The sequence below is a fragment of the Trichocoleus sp. DQ-A1 genome (assembly GCF_039961955.1).
In the GTDB taxonomy this organism is placed as follows: Bacteria; Cyanobacteriota; Cyanobacteriia; order Cyanobacteriales; family FACHB-T130; genus FACHB-T130.
The window spans coordinates 166813-183890 of record NZ_JAMPKE010000005.1 but is presented as its reverse complement, the minus strand read 5'-3'; the positions used below and the strand labels follow the sequence as shown (position 1 = coordinate 183890).

19 protein-coding genes are annotated in these 17078 nt (G+C 45.5%); 4 read left to right on the top strand and 15 right to left on the bottom strand.

Going from position 1 to position 17078, the window contains the following annotated elements:
* Window positions 1–36 precede the first annotated feature (36 nt).
* The 7 genes from bioF to NDI33_RS07750 form a co-directional block, all read right to left on the bottom strand.
* Window positions 37–1209 carry an 8-amino-7-oxononanoate synthase gene (bioF, locus tag NDI33_RS07780; protein WP_190677305.1) on the bottom strand — a complete coding sequence of 391 codons (1173 nt, stop codon included), beginning with the start codon at window positions 1207–1209 and terminating at the stop codon, window positions 37–39.
* Between the two features lie 281 nt (window positions 1210–1490).
* Window positions 1491–2174: a DUF2834 domain-containing protein gene (locus NDI33_RS07775; RefSeq protein WP_190677303.1), complete on the bottom strand. Its 684-nt coding sequence runs from the start codon at window positions 2172–2174 to the stop codon at window positions 1491–1493.
* A gap of 180 nt (window positions 2175–2354) precedes the next feature.
* Entirely contained in the window at window positions 2355–3038 is a 684-nt protein-coding gene (locus NDI33_RS07770; protein ID WP_190677301.1) for a hypothetical protein, read from the bottom strand.
* Window positions 3039–3052: 14 nt separating this feature from the next.
* Window positions 3053–3739: a DUF2834 domain-containing protein gene (locus NDI33_RS07765; protein WP_190677300.1), complete on the bottom strand. Its 687-nt coding sequence runs from the start codon at window positions 3737–3739 to the stop codon at window positions 3053–3055.
* Window positions 3740–3865: 126 nt separating this feature from the next.
* Window positions 3866–4978, bottom strand: coding sequence for a heat-inducible transcriptional repressor HrcA (gene hrcA / locus NDI33_RS07760; RefSeq protein ID WP_190677298.1), 1113 nt, complete (start codon window positions 4976–4978; stop codon window positions 3866–3868).
* Between the two features lie 123 nt (window positions 4979–5101).
* Window positions 5102–5293, bottom strand: a complete 192-nt coding sequence (locus NDI33_RS07755) for a hypothetical protein (RefSeq protein ID WP_190677296.1) — start codon at window positions 5291–5293, stop codon at window positions 5102–5104.
* A 197-nt stretch (window positions 5294–5490) separates the two neighbouring features.
* On the bottom strand, window positions 5491–5850 hold the full coding sequence (locus NDI33_RS07750; protein ID WP_190677294.1) for a rhodanese-like domain-containing protein: 360 nt from the start codon (window positions 5848–5850) through the stop codon (window positions 5491–5493).
* A 130-nt stretch (window positions 5851–5980) separates the two neighbouring features.
* On the opposite strand from NDI33_RS07750, the gene NDI33_RS07745 reads away from it, so the two are divergent.
* The 4 genes from NDI33_RS07745 (at window position 5981) to NDI33_RS07730 (ending at window position 11340) form a co-directional block, all read left to right on the top strand.
* Window positions 5981–7768 (top strand): DUF3352 domain-containing protein, encoded by a 1788-nt coding sequence (locus NDI33_RS07745; RefSeq protein WP_190677293.1) that lies wholly within the window; start codon window positions 5981–5983, stop codon window positions 7766–7768.
* A 721-nt stretch (window positions 7769–8489) separates the two neighbouring features.
* Window positions 8490–10061, top strand: a complete 1572-nt coding sequence (locus NDI33_RS07740) for an ATP-binding protein (protein ID WP_190677291.1) — start codon at window positions 8490–8492, stop codon at window positions 10059–10061.
* A 118-nt stretch (window positions 10062–10179) separates the two neighbouring features.
* Window positions 10180–10560 carry a DUF1823 family protein gene (locus NDI33_RS07735; protein ID WP_190677289.1) on the top strand — a complete coding sequence of 127 codons (381 nt, stop codon included), beginning with the start codon at window positions 10180–10182 and terminating at the stop codon, window positions 10558–10560.
* Window positions 10561–10677: 117 nt separating this feature from the next.
* A complete protein-coding gene (locus NDI33_RS07730; RefSeq protein ID WP_190677380.1) occupies window positions 10678–11340 on the top strand; it encodes a GIY-YIG nuclease family protein in 663 nt (220 codons plus the stop codon).
* 83 nt (window positions 11341–11423) lie between these two features.
* Here the strand turns inward: NDI33_RS07730 and NDI33_RS07725 are convergent, their stop codons facing one another.
* The 8 genes from NDI33_RS07725 to NDI33_RS07690 form a co-directional block, all read right to left on the bottom strand.
* Window positions 11424–11861: a hypothetical protein gene (locus NDI33_RS07725; RefSeq protein ID WP_190677287.1), complete on the bottom strand. Its 438-nt coding sequence runs from the start codon at window positions 11859–11861 to the stop codon at window positions 11424–11426.
* A gap of 160 nt (window positions 11862–12021) precedes the next feature.
* The gene (locus tag NDI33_RS07720) at window positions 12022–12501 is read right to left on the bottom strand and encodes a hypothetical protein (protein ID WP_190677285.1); all 480 of its coding nucleotides are present in this window, start codon (window positions 12499–12501) and stop codon (window positions 12022–12024) included.
* 163 nt (window positions 12502–12664) lie between these two features.
* A complete protein-coding gene (locus NDI33_RS07715) occupies window positions 12665–12853 on the bottom strand; it encodes a CPXCG motif-containing cysteine-rich protein (protein ID WP_190410373.1) in 189 nt (62 codons plus the stop codon).
* Window positions 12854–12876: 23 nt separating this feature from the next.
* A complete protein-coding gene (locus NDI33_RS07710; RefSeq protein WP_190677283.1) occupies window positions 12877–13332 on the bottom strand; it encodes a hypothetical protein in 456 nt (151 codons plus the stop codon).
* A gap of 94 nt (window positions 13333–13426) precedes the next feature.
* Complete coding sequence (locus NDI33_RS07705) at window positions 13427–13894, bottom strand: hypothetical protein (RefSeq protein WP_190410371.1); 468 nt, start codon at window positions 13892–13894, stop codon at window positions 13427–13429.
* Between the two features lie 140 nt (window positions 13895–14034).
* Window positions 14035–15669: a radical SAM protein gene (locus NDI33_RS07700; RefSeq protein ID WP_190526093.1), complete on the bottom strand. Its 1635-nt coding sequence runs from the start codon at window positions 15667–15669 to the stop codon at window positions 14035–14037.
* Window positions 15670–15696: 27 nt separating this feature from the next.
* Complete coding sequence (locus NDI33_RS07695) at window positions 15697–15951, bottom strand: SemiSWEET transporter (protein ID WP_190410369.1); 255 nt, start codon at window positions 15949–15951, stop codon at window positions 15697–15699.
* 355 nt (window positions 15952–16306) lie between these two features.
* On the bottom strand, window positions 16307–16996 hold the full coding sequence (locus NDI33_RS07690; protein WP_199302536.1) for a site-2 protease family protein: 690 nt from the start codon (window positions 16994–16996) through the stop codon (window positions 16307–16309).
* Window positions 16997–17078 lie beyond the last annotated feature (82 nt).

Sequence of the window (17078 nt, the reverse complement as noted above, 5' to 3'; positions counted from 1 at the left end):
GGCGATGGCAGGGAGGGGTTCTTATATTACGGGGAATCAACCAGGCTGAATATTACCCATTAACGCCTCCACCAATCGTTGAAGATGGGCAGTTTCATGGGTTGCCATTACCGAGAGCCGAATTCGACTCGTAGGCACCGTGGGAGGACGAATCGCTGGGGCGAAAATGCCGGATGTTTTTAGTTGATGTCCCATTTTTAGCGCTGCTTCTGCACTTTCCAAGGGAAAGCAGAGAATGGGTGATTCAGAAGGCAGTAATTGTAGTGGTAACTTCTGGGCAATCTGCTGTTTGAGAAAATTGACATTACGCCACAGACTAGCGAGGCGTTCCGGTTCTTTTTGGATGATGCGAACTGCTTCCAATGCCGCAGCGGTATCAGCGGGTGAAAGAGCCGTGGTATAAATCCAACTAGGTGCCCGATTCCGCAAAAAGTCAATCACAGCCGAGTTGCCTGCGACATATCCACCCAAACTGCCTAAAGCTTTGCTGAGGGTGCCGATTTGAATTAACGGGACGTTGCTACAGCGAAAATGTTCTACACACCCAGCACCCGTTGCTCCGAGTACCCCTGTGGCATGAGCTTCATCAACGAGCAGCATACAGCTAAATTCCTCCGCCAGCTTTAACAGTCCCGGTAAGGGGCACAAATCGCCGTCCATACTGAAGACGCTGTCTGTAAGAATCAAGCATCGACGGTATTTTTCCCGGTGTAAATTCAGTTGGGTTTTTAACTCCTCAACATTGCAGTGAGGGTATTCAATAACCATTGCACCACTAAGAATTGCCCCATTTTTCAGACTGGAGTGATTGTACCCATCAGACACAATCAGGTCGCGTTTTCCGACTAAAGCCGCGATCGCTCCCAAGTTTGCCAGATATCCAGAACTAAAAACTAAGGCATCTTCAGTTTGTTTGAGGGATGCGATCGCTTTTTCCAATTCCCGATGCAGTTCCCGATGTCCGCTGAGTAACCGAGAACCCGTGCTACCCGTGCCAAATGTCTGAGTAGCCGCTACTGCGGCTTGGATGAGGCGTTCATCCCCCGCGAGTCCCAAGTAATCATTACTGGCAAAATTGATGACTTCACGCCCCTCCAGCAACACCGTCGCACCCGGACGACTAGCGATCGCTTGCACCGACCGATACCAATCTGCGCGGTGAATGGTGGCGAGGGATTGCTCTACCCAAGCGTAAGGATTCGTTGGCATTTCGATCGGTTATCGCACCTTTAACTTGCCTGTATAGCAGTTCTCACTTTGTTGCAACACACTCCTAACCTCACCCCCAATCCCCTCTCTCCACTTTTCGGTGAGGGGACAGTATTGAACCTCTTCCTGCTTGAGGGGAGGGGTAGGGGTGGGGTTAAACGGTACTGCATCCAAACGAGAATTGCTATAAAAGAAAATACCGGAAAAGTGGCAATTATGCTTCTCTCCTCCTAGACAAGCTACAGCGCGTCTCTACATTTTCTCCTGGAACAACTCGCAAGCTAAGCTGTCAAATTAGACGATTGAAAGCTGACCTCAGCACTTGATTCGGGTAAAGATGGACGCAGGCAAAGATAAGCAAGTGGTCCCAATAAAGGTACTAGCGCCACCGCCCAGAAAATTCGAGCATCCTTTATGTCCCGACGAGCCATATCATCGTCAAACAGTGACGTTAATGGAAACACCAGGCACATCAGACAAAAATCCAAACTGATGAGGTGAACGAATTCCCTGGTTTTAAACTGTTGAATATAATCTCCCCAATCTCCAGCAAATATTGCGTAGGCAAGTAAGCCAATCGTTGTTAACAGTAGGAAAATTCCTGTCCAACGGGAATCTAGAATTTTTAGTAATTTATCCTTCGGTCCAGAAAATTCTTGATTTGATTTTCGGAAAATTAAATAGGGGATCAAGCAAATCACACCCGTTCCATTTGCCCCAATGAAAGAAGGCCATGAGCGAAACGGTTGCGTTGTGCCATCAGCAAACATCAGACAAGCATAAATCATAGGCCAAACGCCCATGAGCCAGAAGATAGCCACAAGAATTGCATTCACATCTGCCAACTGGAATGTTAACAACTTCCAAACCAGCGAAAACGTCTCTGGTTGAGCAAGTGGATCTAACCATACGGTATAGACAAGAAATGTAATCCATATCAAGAACAAGGCAATTTTTCTGCCCATAATCTTGACCCATAACTTTATACATCAATTATTTAACTTTAAAAGTCAGATAACAGCACTTACCTCCGTCTTAAGTCACACCAACTTGCATTCAAAAGAAAGCCACAGCCTCTCCTTTCTTTCCTCCGCGTCCTCTGCGACCTCCGCGGTTTGTTCTCTCCTGAAAACCTCGAAAATTGTTCACACTCGTGTAGTGTTCGCAACAGACTCTGGTGCTGAACCAGCACCGGCTTCTGGTAAAGGTGGACGAATACAGAGATAGGCAAGGGGTCCCAGCAGAGGAACCAGCGATACTGCCCAAAAAACTGGGGGAATATTGAACCCTCGACGCGCCATATCATCGCCGAGAACGCTCGGAAACAACAGACAGAACATGCAAAAAGCCAAACTCATGCCATTGACAAAGCGATCGCTTTGGAATTGTTGAATAAACCCTGCCCAATCACCCGCAAGCAAGCCAAATGCTAGCAAGAAAAGCGTGCTGAAATTGAGGATAATACCCGTCCAGCGAGAATCAAAAACTTTCAGCAAGGTATCCTTTTGCCCGGAAAACTCTTGATTCGGTTCCCTCAATGCTAAATAAGGTATTAGGCTAATCACTCCCGTTCCCGCTGAACCCAAAGCAAAAGGCCAGAAACGAATCTTTTGCATCCTCCCATCGACGAACAAAAGACAGCTATAGATGAGTATCCAGATGCCAATCAGGGAAAATATAGAAAGGATAATTGGGTTGACCTGGGTCCACTGACCCGTCAATATATTTTTAATGAGCCTCAGTGTGTCTGGCGTAATTGGTGGTGCCAGCAGCAAAACATAGGAGATAAATCCAGCCCATAATAACCAAAGTGCTGTTTTTCTAGCCATATTTCCATCAAATTTTAATTTCTAGATTGTGCGGGTTGCCGTTCCGTGGAGAAAGCTTCGGCATTAGTTTCTGGTAAGGGAGGACGCAGGCAAAGATAAGCTAAAGCCCCAAACAAAGGAATCAGCACTACTATCCAAAAAAGTGTAGAATTCTTGATTCCCCGACGCGCCATATCATCTCCCAGAAGTGCGGGAAATATTAACCACAGCAGGCAGAAATCCAAACTCATGACATGAACGAAGCGATTTGTCTGGAACTGCTGAATATAATCTGCCCAATTCCCGCCCAATAAGCCATATACAACCAAACTCCCAGCACCGAATGTTAGCAAAAAACCAAGCCACCGGGAATCGAGTATTTTTAGAAATAAATTCTTTTCTCCGTGAAATTCCTGGTTGGGTTCTCGCAGTGCTAAATAAGGTAGCAAAGCAAACGCTCCGACTCCAAAAGAGAACGCCGAAAAAGGCCAAGCTTTTACCTTTTGCTGTTTGCCATCAATCAACATTAGGCAGGCGTAAATCATCGGTACGATGCCCAGCAGATTGAATAGAGCGACAACTAGGGGGTTAATCCCCGTCCATTGACCTGTAGAGAGATTTTTTATCAGTTCAAAAGTGCCTGGTTGTTCAGGAGGCGCTAATAGAAAGGCATAGGTAATAAATGCTGCCCAAAGCGACCAAAAGCCAACTTTTCTAACCATATCAATGAAAAATGAAAAGTAAAAATTAGAGCTAATCGAAATTAGCCATATTTATCGTTCGTGGTTCGTAGTGAACGGCTACCCAATAGCTAATCGCGATTAGCTATTGGGTAGCCGTTTTCTAAATTAAGCGGGTTGCGTAAGAGCATCAGAGAGATAATCGGCGGCAGCTTCAACGAGTGCGATCGCATTTTCGTACACCATCCGCGTTGGCCCCAAAACCCCCACACTTCCCACGGGTACTGAACCCTGCTGGTAAGTTGCAGAAATCAGCGTACAGGTACGCATCGGTTCTAAAGGATTTTCCGAACCAATCCGCACCGTCACCCGCGAACCAGAAGGTACATCTGAGATAGCCGTGACATCTGGTCTAGGCCATTCAAAGATTAAAGGCCACAGCTGGTCTTGTTCCTCTTCCAATAGGTGTATAAGCGTCTGCACTTGCTGTAACTCGGAAAATTCTGGCTGACGCAATACTTCAGCGACGCCGCGAACCATAATTGGGGTTATGGCAGGTTGAGAAGTGCGACGGATCAAGTCGGAGAGCAGATTTCGCAAAGAATCGACATATCGTTGAAATTCTCGGTCTAGTTCGCTCCAGTCTAAAGTTACCAATTCACTGAGCGATCGCCCCCGCAAGTGGCTATTCAGAAAATTCGATAAAATTTGCAACTCCCGATCTACAATTTCTGCGTCCGGTTGCTCATCCTCCGATTCTGAGAGCGGTAACTCCATTAAGACGCTAGTCGTCTCATAAGAATCCGTCACCACAATCAGCATCACCCTTCCCGGATCGAGCTGCACCAGTTGCAAATGCCGCAAACGATTAGTCCGAGTCTGCGGCATCGTGATCAGGGTAATATAACCGCTGAGCGTTGCCAGAATTTGCGCTGCACCCCGCAACACAGTCTCGAAACTCTGATGTTCCAAGTTCAAACGGTCTGTGAATAACTGCTCTACCTGACGCCCCAAGGCTTCAGAAGGCTTAATTAATTGATCGACATAAATTCGATAGCCAGAGTCAGAGGGAACCCGTCCAGCCGAGGTATGGGGTTGATAGAGCAACCCCGCTTTCTCTAAGACGCCCATTGCATTGCGAATCGTCGCTGGACTGACGCACAGATTATACTCGTCTACCAAAGCTTTTGAGCCGACTGGCTCAGCCGTCGCAATATAGTGACGGACAGTTGCCCAGAGAATACGTTGTTGACGGTCAGTCAGACTTACTTGCCTAGCCATTTAAACGAAAGCCGAATTGGATAGGGTTTTAAAAACAATTGGAAATTCCTGGACTTCTGATGATGAATTTCTCAGTAAGTCCGGCGCTCTTGTCAAGCAAGCAGCCGATTAAAATAGGATAGGTTAAAACAGAATAGCAGATGCTGCCTTCTGCCTGCCGGTTCGCCACACCCAGCCAGTAGAAGCATAACAGCCGCCGAACTCCAACCTTAGACATATCATGACGATCGATCGCAGAGTTAGGACATTATCGCTACCCGTAACTCTAGAGTCCACAGTCTCTATCAGGATTGTCTGTAGTCTACTCGACTGCATTGAAGTTTGTCAGCCAAAACCTCTAAATACTTATTTCGCTAGTAAAAATTAAAACAATATCGTGAACCGTATTTAATTAAAAAATCTAGCCCCAGCCTTTGTCCTTAGTAGGGAAGAAAGAGAATTCTTGTCCTCTTGTTGCAGGAAAGGGGTTGGGGAAGAGGTTTCAGCTTCAAGATAGTTTTGCACTGGGATCGTTAGTATTGGGAAATCGTCGGATCAACTCGGAGCGAGTAGGCATCGATGCCACCAGCAACATTTTTGACATTGGTGAAGCCTTGCATTTGGAGCCACTGGCACATCTGAGCCGAACGGATGCCATGATGGCAGAGGACCAACGTCTCGGCGTGCGGATCGAACTGGGCGTGGATTTGGTCAGCCCAGTCGGCAAATTCCGACAAAGGGAGGTTTTCAAAACCCTCAATGCTGGCGATCGCAACTTCCTGTGGTTCTCGCACATCCACCAATTGCAGACTCTCAGGGGAATCGGCAAGACGGCTGGCAAGTTCTTCTACGCTAATCTGGGGAATATCTTGGCGAAAAGATTGAGCAGACATGAGGTTGTGCAACGCTGGAGATTAACTAAGATTTTAATAGTTGGCAGTCCGATGAGCTGAAATAATAGGTTCTGGCATCGGGATTAGTGTTCTTAGCTGAATCGCGCTCACCCAAGGTCTACATTTCACCATGAAGCGACGCTCGTTTTTCTACGTTCTGGCAGCTGGCGTTTTAGTGCTGCTGTTAATTGGTGCCGGTGGCTTTTACTGGCTGAGGGCAAACAGTCCTCTCGCCCTTCTAGGGGGTGGGGAGGTGACGAACCCATCTGCCACCATATTTGTGCCGAAAAAGGCACCCGTAATGGTGTCATTGCTTGTGAATCCAGATCGGTTGGAAGGGTTGCGGCAGGCTGTAGCGCGTCCCGCGAACCGCAAGCGATCGCGTGCAGAACTCAACCAATTTAAACAAAGCTTACTCGCGAACACGGATCTGGACTATCGCCGAGATATCCAACCCTGGCTGGGGGATGAAATCACGCTGGCTCTCACCAGCTTAGATATCGATCGCACCCGTGACAATGGAGAGCAGCGCGGGCTGCTACTGGCTGTCACCACCAAAAATCCGCAACGCAGCCGCGAGTTTGTGGATTTGTTCTGGCAGAAGCAAGCAAATGTTGAGACAGATTTAGTCTTTGAGACTTATAAAGGTGTCAAGCTGATTTATAAGAATCAAGAGTCGGTCGTCAAAACTCAAGATGCTGGAAATAAAGGCTTTTACAACCGCGATAGATCGGCATTGCCAAAAGACGCAATAAACCGCGCCTCAGCTCAAAACTCGGTTGCTACCGCAGTTGTTGGCGATCGCTTTGTGTTGTTTGCCAATAATCCTAGGGTGCTGAAAGAAGCCATTAATAATGTGCAAGCGCCCAATCTCAGCCTCAGCGATTCAACTTCTTATCAGCGGGCAATCGAAAGCATCTCTCAGCCGAAAATTGGTCTGACTTATGTGAATCTACCCGCGCTGGCGAAGTTGCTGGGGAACAATTCACAGATGGAAATTGACCCAACCTATGAGAGTTTAGCGATCGCCATCTCTCCAAAAACTCAAGGATTGCTGGCAGAAACCGCTTTATTAGCGGCTACCGGACAGGAAATCCCCCCGACAACTCCCAGCCTATCTCAACCAGTCGGAGCGTTGCAGTATCTACCAGAGAAAATAGCGATCGCAGCTTCTGGGAGTAACTTAGAGCAACTGTGGACTCAACTCACTTCTGGATTAGATAGCGATGATAGCCTTGTCCAACTGATCGATCAACCCATCGCGAATCTCCAAGCTCGTTGGGGCATTGATTTAAAGCAAGATATCTTTAGTTGGGTGCAAGGCGAGTACGCTTTAGGAATGCTACCTCGTGCCGACCGCAAAGATTCAGATTGGATTTTTGTCGCCGAGAAATCAGCAACGACAAAAGCAGAGGCGGCAATCGATCGTCTAGACGCTGTTGCCAAACAGCAAGGGTTGAGCGTTAGCTCATTTACCCTGGAGAATCAACCGATCTCTGCCTGGACACAACTCACAACCACTGCCGATAAGAATCAGGGTGAAGACCAAGATTCAGTCAAGCTAGAGGCACAGGTGAAAGGAGTTCACGCCAGTATTGGCAAATACGAGATTTTCACCACTTCGATCGAAGCAATGAATCAAGCGATTAAGGCTCCTGATAATTCTCTCGTCAAGAGCGATCGCTTCCAGGCAAACATCACCTCTTTACCCCAGCCAAATAACGGCTATTTGTATCTAGACTGGGCATCTAGTCAGGCGTTTTTAGAGCGTCAGCTGCCCATTGTCAGAGTGGTGGAACTGGTGGCAAAACCGTTATTTAACGAGCTAAATTCGCTTGCCTTTAGCAGCTACGGCAGCGATGACGGGGTTCGCCGCAGTAAAGTCTTCCTCCGTCTAGGTGCTAAGGCTGAGGAATGATTCGCACATCCGAGTTGGGGCAAGGGAATCGGTAATCAGTAATCGCTAAAAACTTCCCGCCTCCCCCGCTGCTGAGTCATATCATGTCCACTAAATTTCCATAATTTCCCGGAACCCCAAGAAAGCTATCTCTTGGGGTTCTTTATTCTTTGAGCTACTGTGTATACACAAGTCTTCTTGAACTGCCAGTTCCGTTTTGCTCCCCAAGCCTTGTTTGTAGTCAGTAAAACAGTTACAACGAACCTAAACGCAACTGAATTTAAACCGAAAAAATGCCCAGCCTCTGCTGTCTAGTTGCCGATATCGCCCACGAAATTAACGATTCTGTGAATTTTATTTATGGCAACCTGGTTTAGACCAATAATTATATCCGAGACCTTCTTGAAATCTGACGCCTCTATCAATTAAAAGGCAGATAGAATTCAGCAAATTGTCTTGAATTTGTGAAATTTCTCATGGTTAGATGAAGCTGAGATGAAGCTGGTTGAGATTCACGAAGGCCTTTAAGTGACGCTAATTTTTTTAATCCGTATAAAAATGCACTAAATTTGGTACCGCTTTGGTTCATAGTTTTTCAGTACTAGCCAAGCAATAATTCGGAGGAAGTCAAAGCTGCATCTTTAAATTACAAGTAAACTGGAACTTAGTCATAGATTTACGTGACTATACAGTAGATTCGCGGTTTTTTTGCTTTTCACTTCAAAAAAATCTAACAAGTACCATGACAAAAAAAACGGCTAATGGTATAATTCCGCAATCTTTAGGGTTATTTGAATTATTGCCGGTACTTGTCTTGGCTAATTATTTACATTTAAACGAAATTAATACAGTGCGGGAAATTAACGCAGCGGTGGTTAATATCAGTGGTCGTCAGCGGATGTTATCTCAACGCACGGCACTGTTCGCCTTAAGACTGGTCTGTACAAAAGATATTGCCGAGCAAGAGAAATTGCGCTCTACTTTGCAAGCTGACCTGGATTTGATGGAACGGTCGCATAGTGGTTTAATCGAGGGCAATCCGGAGATGAAACTACCAGGTCAACCATCACCCGTTGTTTGGTCAATGTACTTTAAGCCACCGCTAAATTTAGACCAGCACATACGCCAATATATCGCGCAAGCAAGAGCGATCGCCCAAGCAACCCCTGAAGAACTAACCTCCGACAATCCGCATCTACGTTACATTCTTACAGAGTCTTCTACCAACCTGCTTGAGGCTCTAGATGCAGTGGTGAGCCAATATCAACAAGAAAGTGATATTGAACAACTCGCCCTTAATATTCATCAAGCGGAACTCTACGAGCAAAGTTGTGCCACCGCTGCCCAAGCTGTTGCTCAATCAAAGCATTTAGAGCAAGCTTTGCACGACCTGCAACAAGTCCAATCCCAACTCGTTGAAAAAGAAAAAATGTCCAATTTGGGATGTTTGGTAGCAGGGGTGGCTCACGAAATCAACAACCCTGTTAGCTTTATCTATGGGAACCTAAATTATGCAGTTGACTATGTGCAAAATTTGCTGGATTTAGTGACGCTTTACGAGCAAGAGTGCCCCAATCCTAGCTGCTTGATGCAAGAAAAAATCGCAGAAATCGACATAGATTTTCTCAGAGAAGATCTCCCTAAAGTGATGTCTTCAATGGAAATAGGGGCAAAGCGTATTCATCAGATTGTGCTATCGTTGCGAAATTTTTCTCGCAATGATGAACAGGTTATGCAGCAGGTGAACCTTCACGAAGGGATTGATAATACCCTGCTGATTTTGCAAAACCGACTAAAAGCACATGGCAACCATGCAGAAATTGAAGTGATTAAAGAGTATGCTGATTTACCTTTGGTGGAATGTTACCCAGGGCAAATGAGCCAGGTATTTATGAATTTGCTCGGCAATGCGATTGATGAGTTAGAGCGTTACAGTAGCGAAATCCTAAATAAAGGTTCTATTTCGGGGGTTCGCAGTTCGGATGAATTACTCAACAAACCCAGTCAAATTTTGATTCGCACAGAACTGACTTCTTCCAATACGATTATTGTGCGGATTGCTGATAACGGGCAGGGCATGAATGAAGATGTTAAAGCCCGATTATTTGAGCCATTTTTTACCACCAAGCCTGTCGGTAAAGGTACTGGGCTAGGGTTATCCATTAGCTATCAGATTGTAGTAGAGAAGCACAAAGGTTCGCTTAATTGCGTATCGGTACCTGGACAAGGAACAGAATTTTGTATTGAGATTCCCGTGTGGCACACCCAGGAAGAATCAACGCTTAACAGAAGAAATCAACTTTTGGCAAGTTAACAGCCGTGAGAGCGCACCATTTTTGTAAAAAGTGCGAATGGAATTCTCCAGAGATATTTAGCCAAGGAAAAAAGTTGTATTTTATTGATACAGCTTTTGTTGTTAATTGTTCATTCTCATGTCTAACTTACCGCCGCTGAATACCGAAACGATTTGGGCTATCCTGAACGATGAAATTGATGATGCCACAGTGAACCAACTGGTGTGGCAATGCTTGGGTTATCGCTACGACACAGGGGCGAATCAATGGGACGCGAGCGAAGTTCCCCCAGAATGGCGAGATGAATATCCACAACCGCCTGATTTTATTGAGAACCGTCCACCAACGGTGAAGCTAACTCGCTCGATTCCGGCAGAAAACAAGCAGCTACTAAAAGAACAACTCGGCTTTAAAGGCTACAAATTAGGTGAATTTGGTCCCAGACAGACTCGTCGGGCAACAGCGGCGAATTGGCTGTTGAGCTATATGCAAACCACCCGTTCAACTAAGTCATACTAAGCGGGACTCAAATCACCACTGCCCACGCCCTAAACTATAAACAAGTTATCGGGAGTGGATAAATCCCAGGATTGGCTGACTCCCGGTAGCAAATTCATTGAATGGAGACTAATTCAGGTGGAGACAAACCAGAATGTGCCCGTTGAACACCAAAATGTACCCGAAGGGCACCGGGGGCTGCACGACTTTTTGTATAGCTCCGACGACGAACACGGTGCCCCTGAGATAGCGACTCCTGTCGATCTCGAAAACGATGGAACTGAAGTGCTACCGCTTCAGAGTTGGTGCGATCGCGTCCAGAATGCGAAAATCGCTGGGGTGTACGCTGTGTTAGATACCCAATACCAGACGCAATATATCGGCTACTCGCGGAATGTACTGCTTTCCCTGAATGGTCATGTCGCTCAAAATGGGAGAGAAACTTGCGCGTTTGTGCGGGTGCAGGCGTTCAAGTTCCCGAAACGCACGGACATGGAAAATTTGCGAGAGGCGTGGATTTCCGAACTCGGCAGCGTTCCGCCTGGTAACGCTGAGGTCAGTGAGATGTGGGCTAGCACGGTGGGCGAAGTTGCAAAAGCAGCCATGTCGCCCGAAGAGCGCAACGCCTATGAGGAGAAAAAGCTCAAACTTCGCAAGGCGATGGCAGATAGCACGCTCACTAAGGATCTGGCAGATGCCGAGGAAAGTGATGCCAAGAGGCAGCAAAAGCTAGAAGCGGCAGTGAATAACGACGACTGGAGTGCTGTCATCGAGGGACAGACGCGGGAAACTCATTCGTAATCGTGAAAAAACACCCAAATGTCCTCATTTGGGTGTGAAAAGGCAGGGATTCAATCAAAATTAAAAAGTCATCAGGTAAAAAATTAGGAATCGATAATTTTGACTACCCTTTCGATAGAACGTCTGCCATTAGGCAAGGTAATAATTAATTGATTCGTATTCAAATTTAGAGTATAAGTGTACCGACCGTTTTTGGCGACATAAACATTCCTCTTTGGAGAAGAAACAGGGAGAAGAATGCTACCTTTGCCATTCTTCGCACGACCCACGTAGAAGGTGCCTTTGCGAGTGTAACAAATCCCTACATAATGATTGGTTGTTTCGACAGAGAAACCTTCTGCGATGTCGTTGATGCAATCGTTAGAAGCAGCTATTTGGATTGGGCGATCGCTTGCACCGGAAGCACTTTTTGTGAGTTCTGCTGCTTGTACTGTTGGTGCTAAAAATAATAATGCTCCCGCGTTTGCTAAAGCGAGTTTCAATGCTTGTTTGCCATTCAATCCAAGTTTCACGGATGCCATTTCATTTTCTTCCTTTGACAGAGCGTAATCAAGTGAGTAATCGTTTTGTTTAAGGATTAGCTGAAAAAATGAATTTTCGTACTAAAACTAAAAGCTGAACACCCACTATTATGCCTGAAACAAAACTAACAACTAAATAGTGAGAGTTGCTGCTATAGTATTACTCCAAACTATTAATTAACTTTTCAATAGAACGTCTGCCATTTGGGAGCTTAATAACGAGCTGACTCTTACTCATGTCCACCGTGTAAGTGTACGGACCGTTTTTAGCCGTAAATACATTACGGTTGTAAGAAGTAAGAGGAACAGTTATACCACCACGCCCATTCTTGGCATAACCGACATAAGTGTGGGGATTATCTCCGCCGCAAATATACACTAAGTAGTTTTTCGTTTCAGCAGCAACGAAAGTACTTTCATCTCTATGACAACCCACCTCTGTTTGAGCTAGTTCGATAGAGTGGGAAGTCGATAAAGTTTGAGATGCAGGTTGCTGAGAAGTGAAAGCAACCTTCTCGGCACTTTTTTCAGTTAGTTGTACAGCACCTACTGAAGGTGCTAAGAATAATAATGCTCCTGTGCTAGCTAAAGCTAATTTCAAAGCCTGTTTGCAATTGAATTCAGATTTCGTAAATACCATTAATTTGACCTTCTTTGTAAGATAATAACCGTAAGATTACGGTTGTTTTTTGGGGAACTATCTGTTTGTCGATAGTTTTATCTTCAGAAGGGCGCAAGGCATTTCCAGAAATCCCAGAAATCTTTTGCGAGTAAACTAGGCAGGAAGCAATAAATCTTGATTTTTAGCCTTCGTATTCGCTATCGATTTCAATGTCAAGGGTTTCTTCATCAAATCGGATGTAGAGAATATTTGGGCGACAGCAAACTTGGCAATCTTCAATATACGACTGCTGACCCCCAGCACTTAGGTCAACAAATGTAACGTTTGGTTCGCCGCAATAGGCACAAAAATACTCAGATGTTGATTGCATTTAATTTATTCCTCTAATCATCGTTATTGAGTCCATCGCAACACTCTTTCATTAACGATGGTTTGATTCCCTTGAATAATGCGTAGCTGGCTTTGGGTAAGAATATAACGGGTATTACCTTGAACAGCAACAAACTGACCACTACTGTTACTAGGAATCGTCACATTAATGCTGTTTTGGGTTCCATTTTTGGCACCCCCAACAAAGGCTAAAGTACCCCCCTTAGCCGCACAGATATGGGCGAAATAATTTCTAGTTTCAGCAGCACGGTATAAAGATGTATTCGGTGGGCAGCGGGTGTTCAGAAGTTGAGCAAGTTCAATCGAATTGGAAGTTGATAAGGGTTTAACCTGGAGAATTTCTGCTGTGTTTTGCAGGGAAAATTCAAAGCGATCGCTCTCGGCACTCTGTTCTCCAGCGTACACCGAAGAGGTCAGGAATAAAAATGCTCCTACGCCCGCCAAAGCTTGTTTTAACATCTGCTTATCCTTGGTTGCTTGCTCTATTCAATTTATAAAAAAAAATCCCCACCAGTACAGCGTCTGGTGGGGGAAAATCTGATAAATGGAACGATTATTTAATTCCCACTTGCATTCTGTAACTGGCGTTTCCTCTAGTCCCGCCAACAACGATCTTATAGTCCCCGCTTCTAGGCAATGTGCCGCTCCAGCTAGTTGCCTCTTGTGCAATAATTCGCCCATTCGGAGCTACGATATCAAAAACAGCGTTGTCTTCAAGAGAGGTAATGCCGATCGTCATTTTCTGGCGTACCTTGGCACCCAGCAGATAAATATCTCTCGTTCCTCGCACGACTGAGTATTCTACAACTGCTGAGCTTTTCCCTTTTGCAAATCGAACCCGCTGGGTGCGACCTTGCGGTTGAGCTGCCAAAACAGTTGGTTCAACTGCCGCAGCACCTGTGGAAGTTACGGTTTTGGCGATCGCTTCTACAGAGGGAATCAAGCACAAAAGCGCTCCTGCACCTACTAGAGTGAGTTTAAAAGCAAATTTACGATTAAATTGAGGTTTTACGAATACCATCTGTTAGCCTGCCTTGGGAGAATAAAACTCTTCTTAGAGTCTCACTGGACTTTCTAACAACTACATCTGTGCGATCGCTGTTTTCATAAAATGCCAGAATCGGCTTATCCGTGTCCTTACGGTCGTAATCACCCCGTAGGCTAGGTTAAGCAGGGTGAAGCCTCCCGAAAATGAGCCTTAGCGTCGGCTAGATGCTTCTGGAGGGTTGCGACTGGTAATGGCCCTTGCAAGTGGTTCCAAGGCAAAACTTGATCTAACGACCAACTGGCGTGGATGTAGGAATCGAGATCCGGCAGTTGTCCTCGCAGTTCTTTAAAGGCACGGCGGTAGCTGCCTAGAGAGTCGCCGTAGTGTCGCGTCAGTTCTAAAAGATGGGAAAGTCGGCGATCGCCTCTCGATATTAAAGCTTGGATTGCTGACCAATTATAGCTTTCCGGTCGAAACTCAATGCCTTCGCGGCGCAATTGCTTCTCTAAACTTTTCAGCCGCTTTTCGGCGTCCCGATTCACTCCAAACCACTGAAACGGTGTATGAGCTTTAGGGACAAAAGTGCTGCATCCGAGTGTCAAGCGTAACCCAGGTGCGGCTTTTTTGAGCGATCGCATCATCGCCACAGTTGCTTCTAAATCTTCGGGTTCCTCCCCCGGAACTCCCACCATTCCATAGAGTTTGAGGTTGCTTAATCCACCTGCTTTGGCATTGATTGCAGCTTGGATGATTTCTTCATTCGTCAGCTTTTTATTGATAATCTGCCGCAATCGTTCCGAACCGCTTTCTACGGCAATGGTGAGCGATCGCGTGTCTCGTTTTGCTAAAGTTTGAGCTAGCTGTACCGTCACCGTATTCGTCCGCACCGAAGCAATGCTGAGGCGGACATCGTCGTACTTTGGCTGGCTCAAATAATCCAGTAGGGTTTCAAACTCTGGGTGTTGCGTAACAGACGCCCCCAATAATCCCAGCCGATTCGTCACCGCCAATCCCCGATCGATGGCTGGAATCAGCGAAGTTTCCAAACTCGCTGTCCGAAACGGCAATGTTAGATAACTCGCCAAACAGAAGCGGCACATTTCCGGGCAACTCCGTACCACTTCCACCATATAAATATTTTCCCACGCCGCCTTCTCTGTCACCACAGTGGAAGCGGAAAGCGTATTTCCCCGATAGGTTTGCTTTTCAATGACGGCGGGAATCTCCGCATCTACGGGCAAAATTGACTGGATCGAGCCATCCGGCGAGTGATATTCAACTTGATACAAACTAGGAATATAGATTCCTGGTACTTGCGCCAAACGCCTTAGTTGAGCTTGTCGGGTAGCGTTTCTAACTTCTTTATACGTATCAATAAAATTGCCGAGTAGATTTTCACCATCTCCCAGCAAAATGACATCAAAAAAGTCAGCAAAAGGTTCTGGATTGGCAGTTAATACGGGTCCTCCTCCAAATACGAGGGGATGATTGTCATCACGCGCAGATGCTCGATTCGGAATCTCTAGCAATTCCAACAAATTGAGGATATTGACATAATCCAATTCCCAAGAAAGGGAAAATCCGACTAATTCAGGCGATCGCAGCCGCGGCTCATGAGTATCTGTAAATAGGCGGCTGACTTCAAGATCGGAGCGCATTGCCAAAGACGCCCACACCACTTGATAGCCTAGGCTAGTGATGCCAACGCTGTACTCATTCGGGAAGGCAAATATAGTTCGGATGGCGTCGGTGTCAGGCGTCGCGGGTGTAAATAAAAGACGTTCTGCGGCAAAAACTCCAGACATCACAGGCAAGTAAAACCTTAAAAGATTATCCTATTCATATTTAATTTTAAGCGATAAAATTATCAGATTAAAAATTAAGGTTAACAAGTTGGCAGCAATAACCGGAAAAGATTGAATGTAAAAACCGTACACCAACCACAAAAACACTCCCGAACAGAAAATAATCAACATTTCCAGGGAAACATCTTTGGCTGATTTTGTTTGCCATACTTTAAACAATTGAGGCAAAAAAGCTACAGTGGTCAAAGTTGCCGCCAAAAATCCCAAACCCGTCACAAAATCCATGCTACTGCCAATTGATTTGCAAAAAAAATTATAGATAAGATTTAACTATAGCAGTCCTATATGATTCGTGAATGCGAGAACCCCGACTTCTTTAAGAAGTCGGGGTTCTGAAGTGATTTGTAATCTCTCTTCTTTCTCTTTCTTCGCGTCCTATAGCGCTAACGCGCATCCGCGCCGCTTCGCGAACGCTAAGGCGTCTAAGCGCTAACGCGCAGGCTCCGCCAATGCGGTTCGTTAATAGAGATTGTGTTCAATGAATCTCAAATCCGGAATTGACTAGAAAACAATAAGCCTGCGTCCGCAGGCTTATTCTGTATAGACGCAGACTAAAGTCTGATGGAAGCAGTGCATCCATCTAAAATACAACTTGGCATCCCTGCATTGAGGGAACAACCGCACAGATGACTGCATTCGCGATAAAACCCAGACCTAAAGAAAAACCACTAACCAAGAGGATTGTTAAAGCTAATAATCCAAAAGGGCTACTTTCTAAAGGTTTTAATGACGGGAAAAATTCACTGAATACATGAAACCCATCCAGAGGAGGAATAGGCAGCATATTAAAGAGAAACAAGCTCAAATTGATAGACGCACCCAGGTAGAGAAATTCAGAACTCAGAATTTTTGTCGAGAACAAACTGAAATCCAATTTTAGAATTAAAAGAAACAGAATGCCCAAGCCTAGATTTAATAAAGGGCCAGCGATAGAAACCAAAATATTGCTAATTTTCTTATGGCGAAAGCGTGCGGGATTGATAGGCATTTGTCCCCACGCCATACCAGCAATGCAAAGAAAAATAATTGACTCCCATCCCATGTGAATCACTGGATTCAAGGTCATGTGTCCGCTTTTTTTGGGGGTGTCATCACCTTGACTTAAAGCAGCTATACCATGAGCGAGTTCGTGTAGCGTCACTGAAGCCACAACAAGGATGATAATTCTTAGAAAGAGTATAGTATCGGTCAGAATTGTTTCAATTAACATCGCTTGACCTCGATAAGGCGGTAATACAGCAACCCAAAACGAAATAAAATCAACAATCAATTGACTGACAGAACTTACTGCACCCAGTAGTTTTGCTCGCAATCTTCATAACTTATGTATTTATCTGCTTGGTGGCTGAAGA

Coding starts and splice junctions, on each gene's coding strand:
- bioF (WP_190677305.1), bottom strand. CDS start 1,209: ATGCCAACGAATCCTTACGCTTGGGTAGAGCAATCCCTCGCCACCATT.
- NDI33_RS07775 (WP_190677303.1), bottom strand. CDS start 2,174: ATGGGCAGAAAAATTGCCTTGTTCTTGATATGGATTACATTTCTTGTC.
- NDI33_RS07770 (WP_190677301.1), bottom strand. CDS start 3,038: ATGGCTAGAAAAACAGCACTTTGGTTATTATGGGCTGGATTTATCTCC.
- NDI33_RS07765 (WP_190677300.1), bottom strand. CDS start 3,739: ATGGTTAGAAAAGTTGGCTTTTGGTCGCTTTGGGCAGCATTTATTACC.
- hrcA (WP_190677298.1), bottom strand. CDS start 4,978: ATGGCTAGGCAAGTAAGTCTGACTGACCGTCAACAACGTATTCTCTGG.
- NDI33_RS07755 (WP_190677296.1), bottom strand. CDS start 5,293: ATGCAGTCGAGTAGACTACAGACAATCCTGATAGAGACTGTGGACTCT.
- NDI33_RS07750 (WP_190677294.1), bottom strand. CDS start 5,850: ATGTCTGCTCAATCTTTTCGCCAAGATATTCCCCAGATTAGCGTAGAA.
- NDI33_RS07745 (WP_190677293.1), top strand. CDS start 5,981: ATGAAGCGACGCTCGTTTTTCTACGTTCTGGCAGCTGGCGTTTTAGTG.
- NDI33_RS07740 (WP_190677291.1), top strand. CDS start 8,490: ATGACAAAAAAAACGGCTAATGGTATAATTCCGCAATCTTTAGGGTTA.
- NDI33_RS07735 (WP_190677289.1), top strand. CDS start 10,180: ATGTCTAACTTACCGCCGCTGAATACCGAAACGATTTGGGCTATCCTG.
- NDI33_RS07725 (WP_190677287.1), bottom strand. CDS start 11,861: ATGGCATCCGTGAAACTTGGATTGAATGGCAAACAAGCATTGAAACTC.
- NDI33_RS07720 (WP_190677285.1), bottom strand. CDS start 12,501: ATGGTATTTACGAAATCTGAATTCAATTGCAAACAGGCTTTGAAATTA.
- NDI33_RS07715 (WP_190410373.1), bottom strand. CDS start 12,853: ATGCAATCAACATCTGAGTATTTTTGTGCCTATTGCGGCGAACCAAAC.
- NDI33_RS07710 (WP_190677283.1), bottom strand. CDS start 13,332: ATGTTAAAACAAGCTTTGGCGGGCGTAGGAGCATTTTTATTCCTGACC.
- NDI33_RS07705 (WP_190410371.1), bottom strand. CDS start 13,894: ATGGTATTCGTAAAACCTCAATTTAATCGTAAATTTGCTTTTAAACTC.
- NDI33_RS07695 (WP_190410369.1), bottom strand. CDS start 15,951: ATGGATTTTGTGACGGGTTTGGGATTTTTGGCGGCAACTTTGACCACT.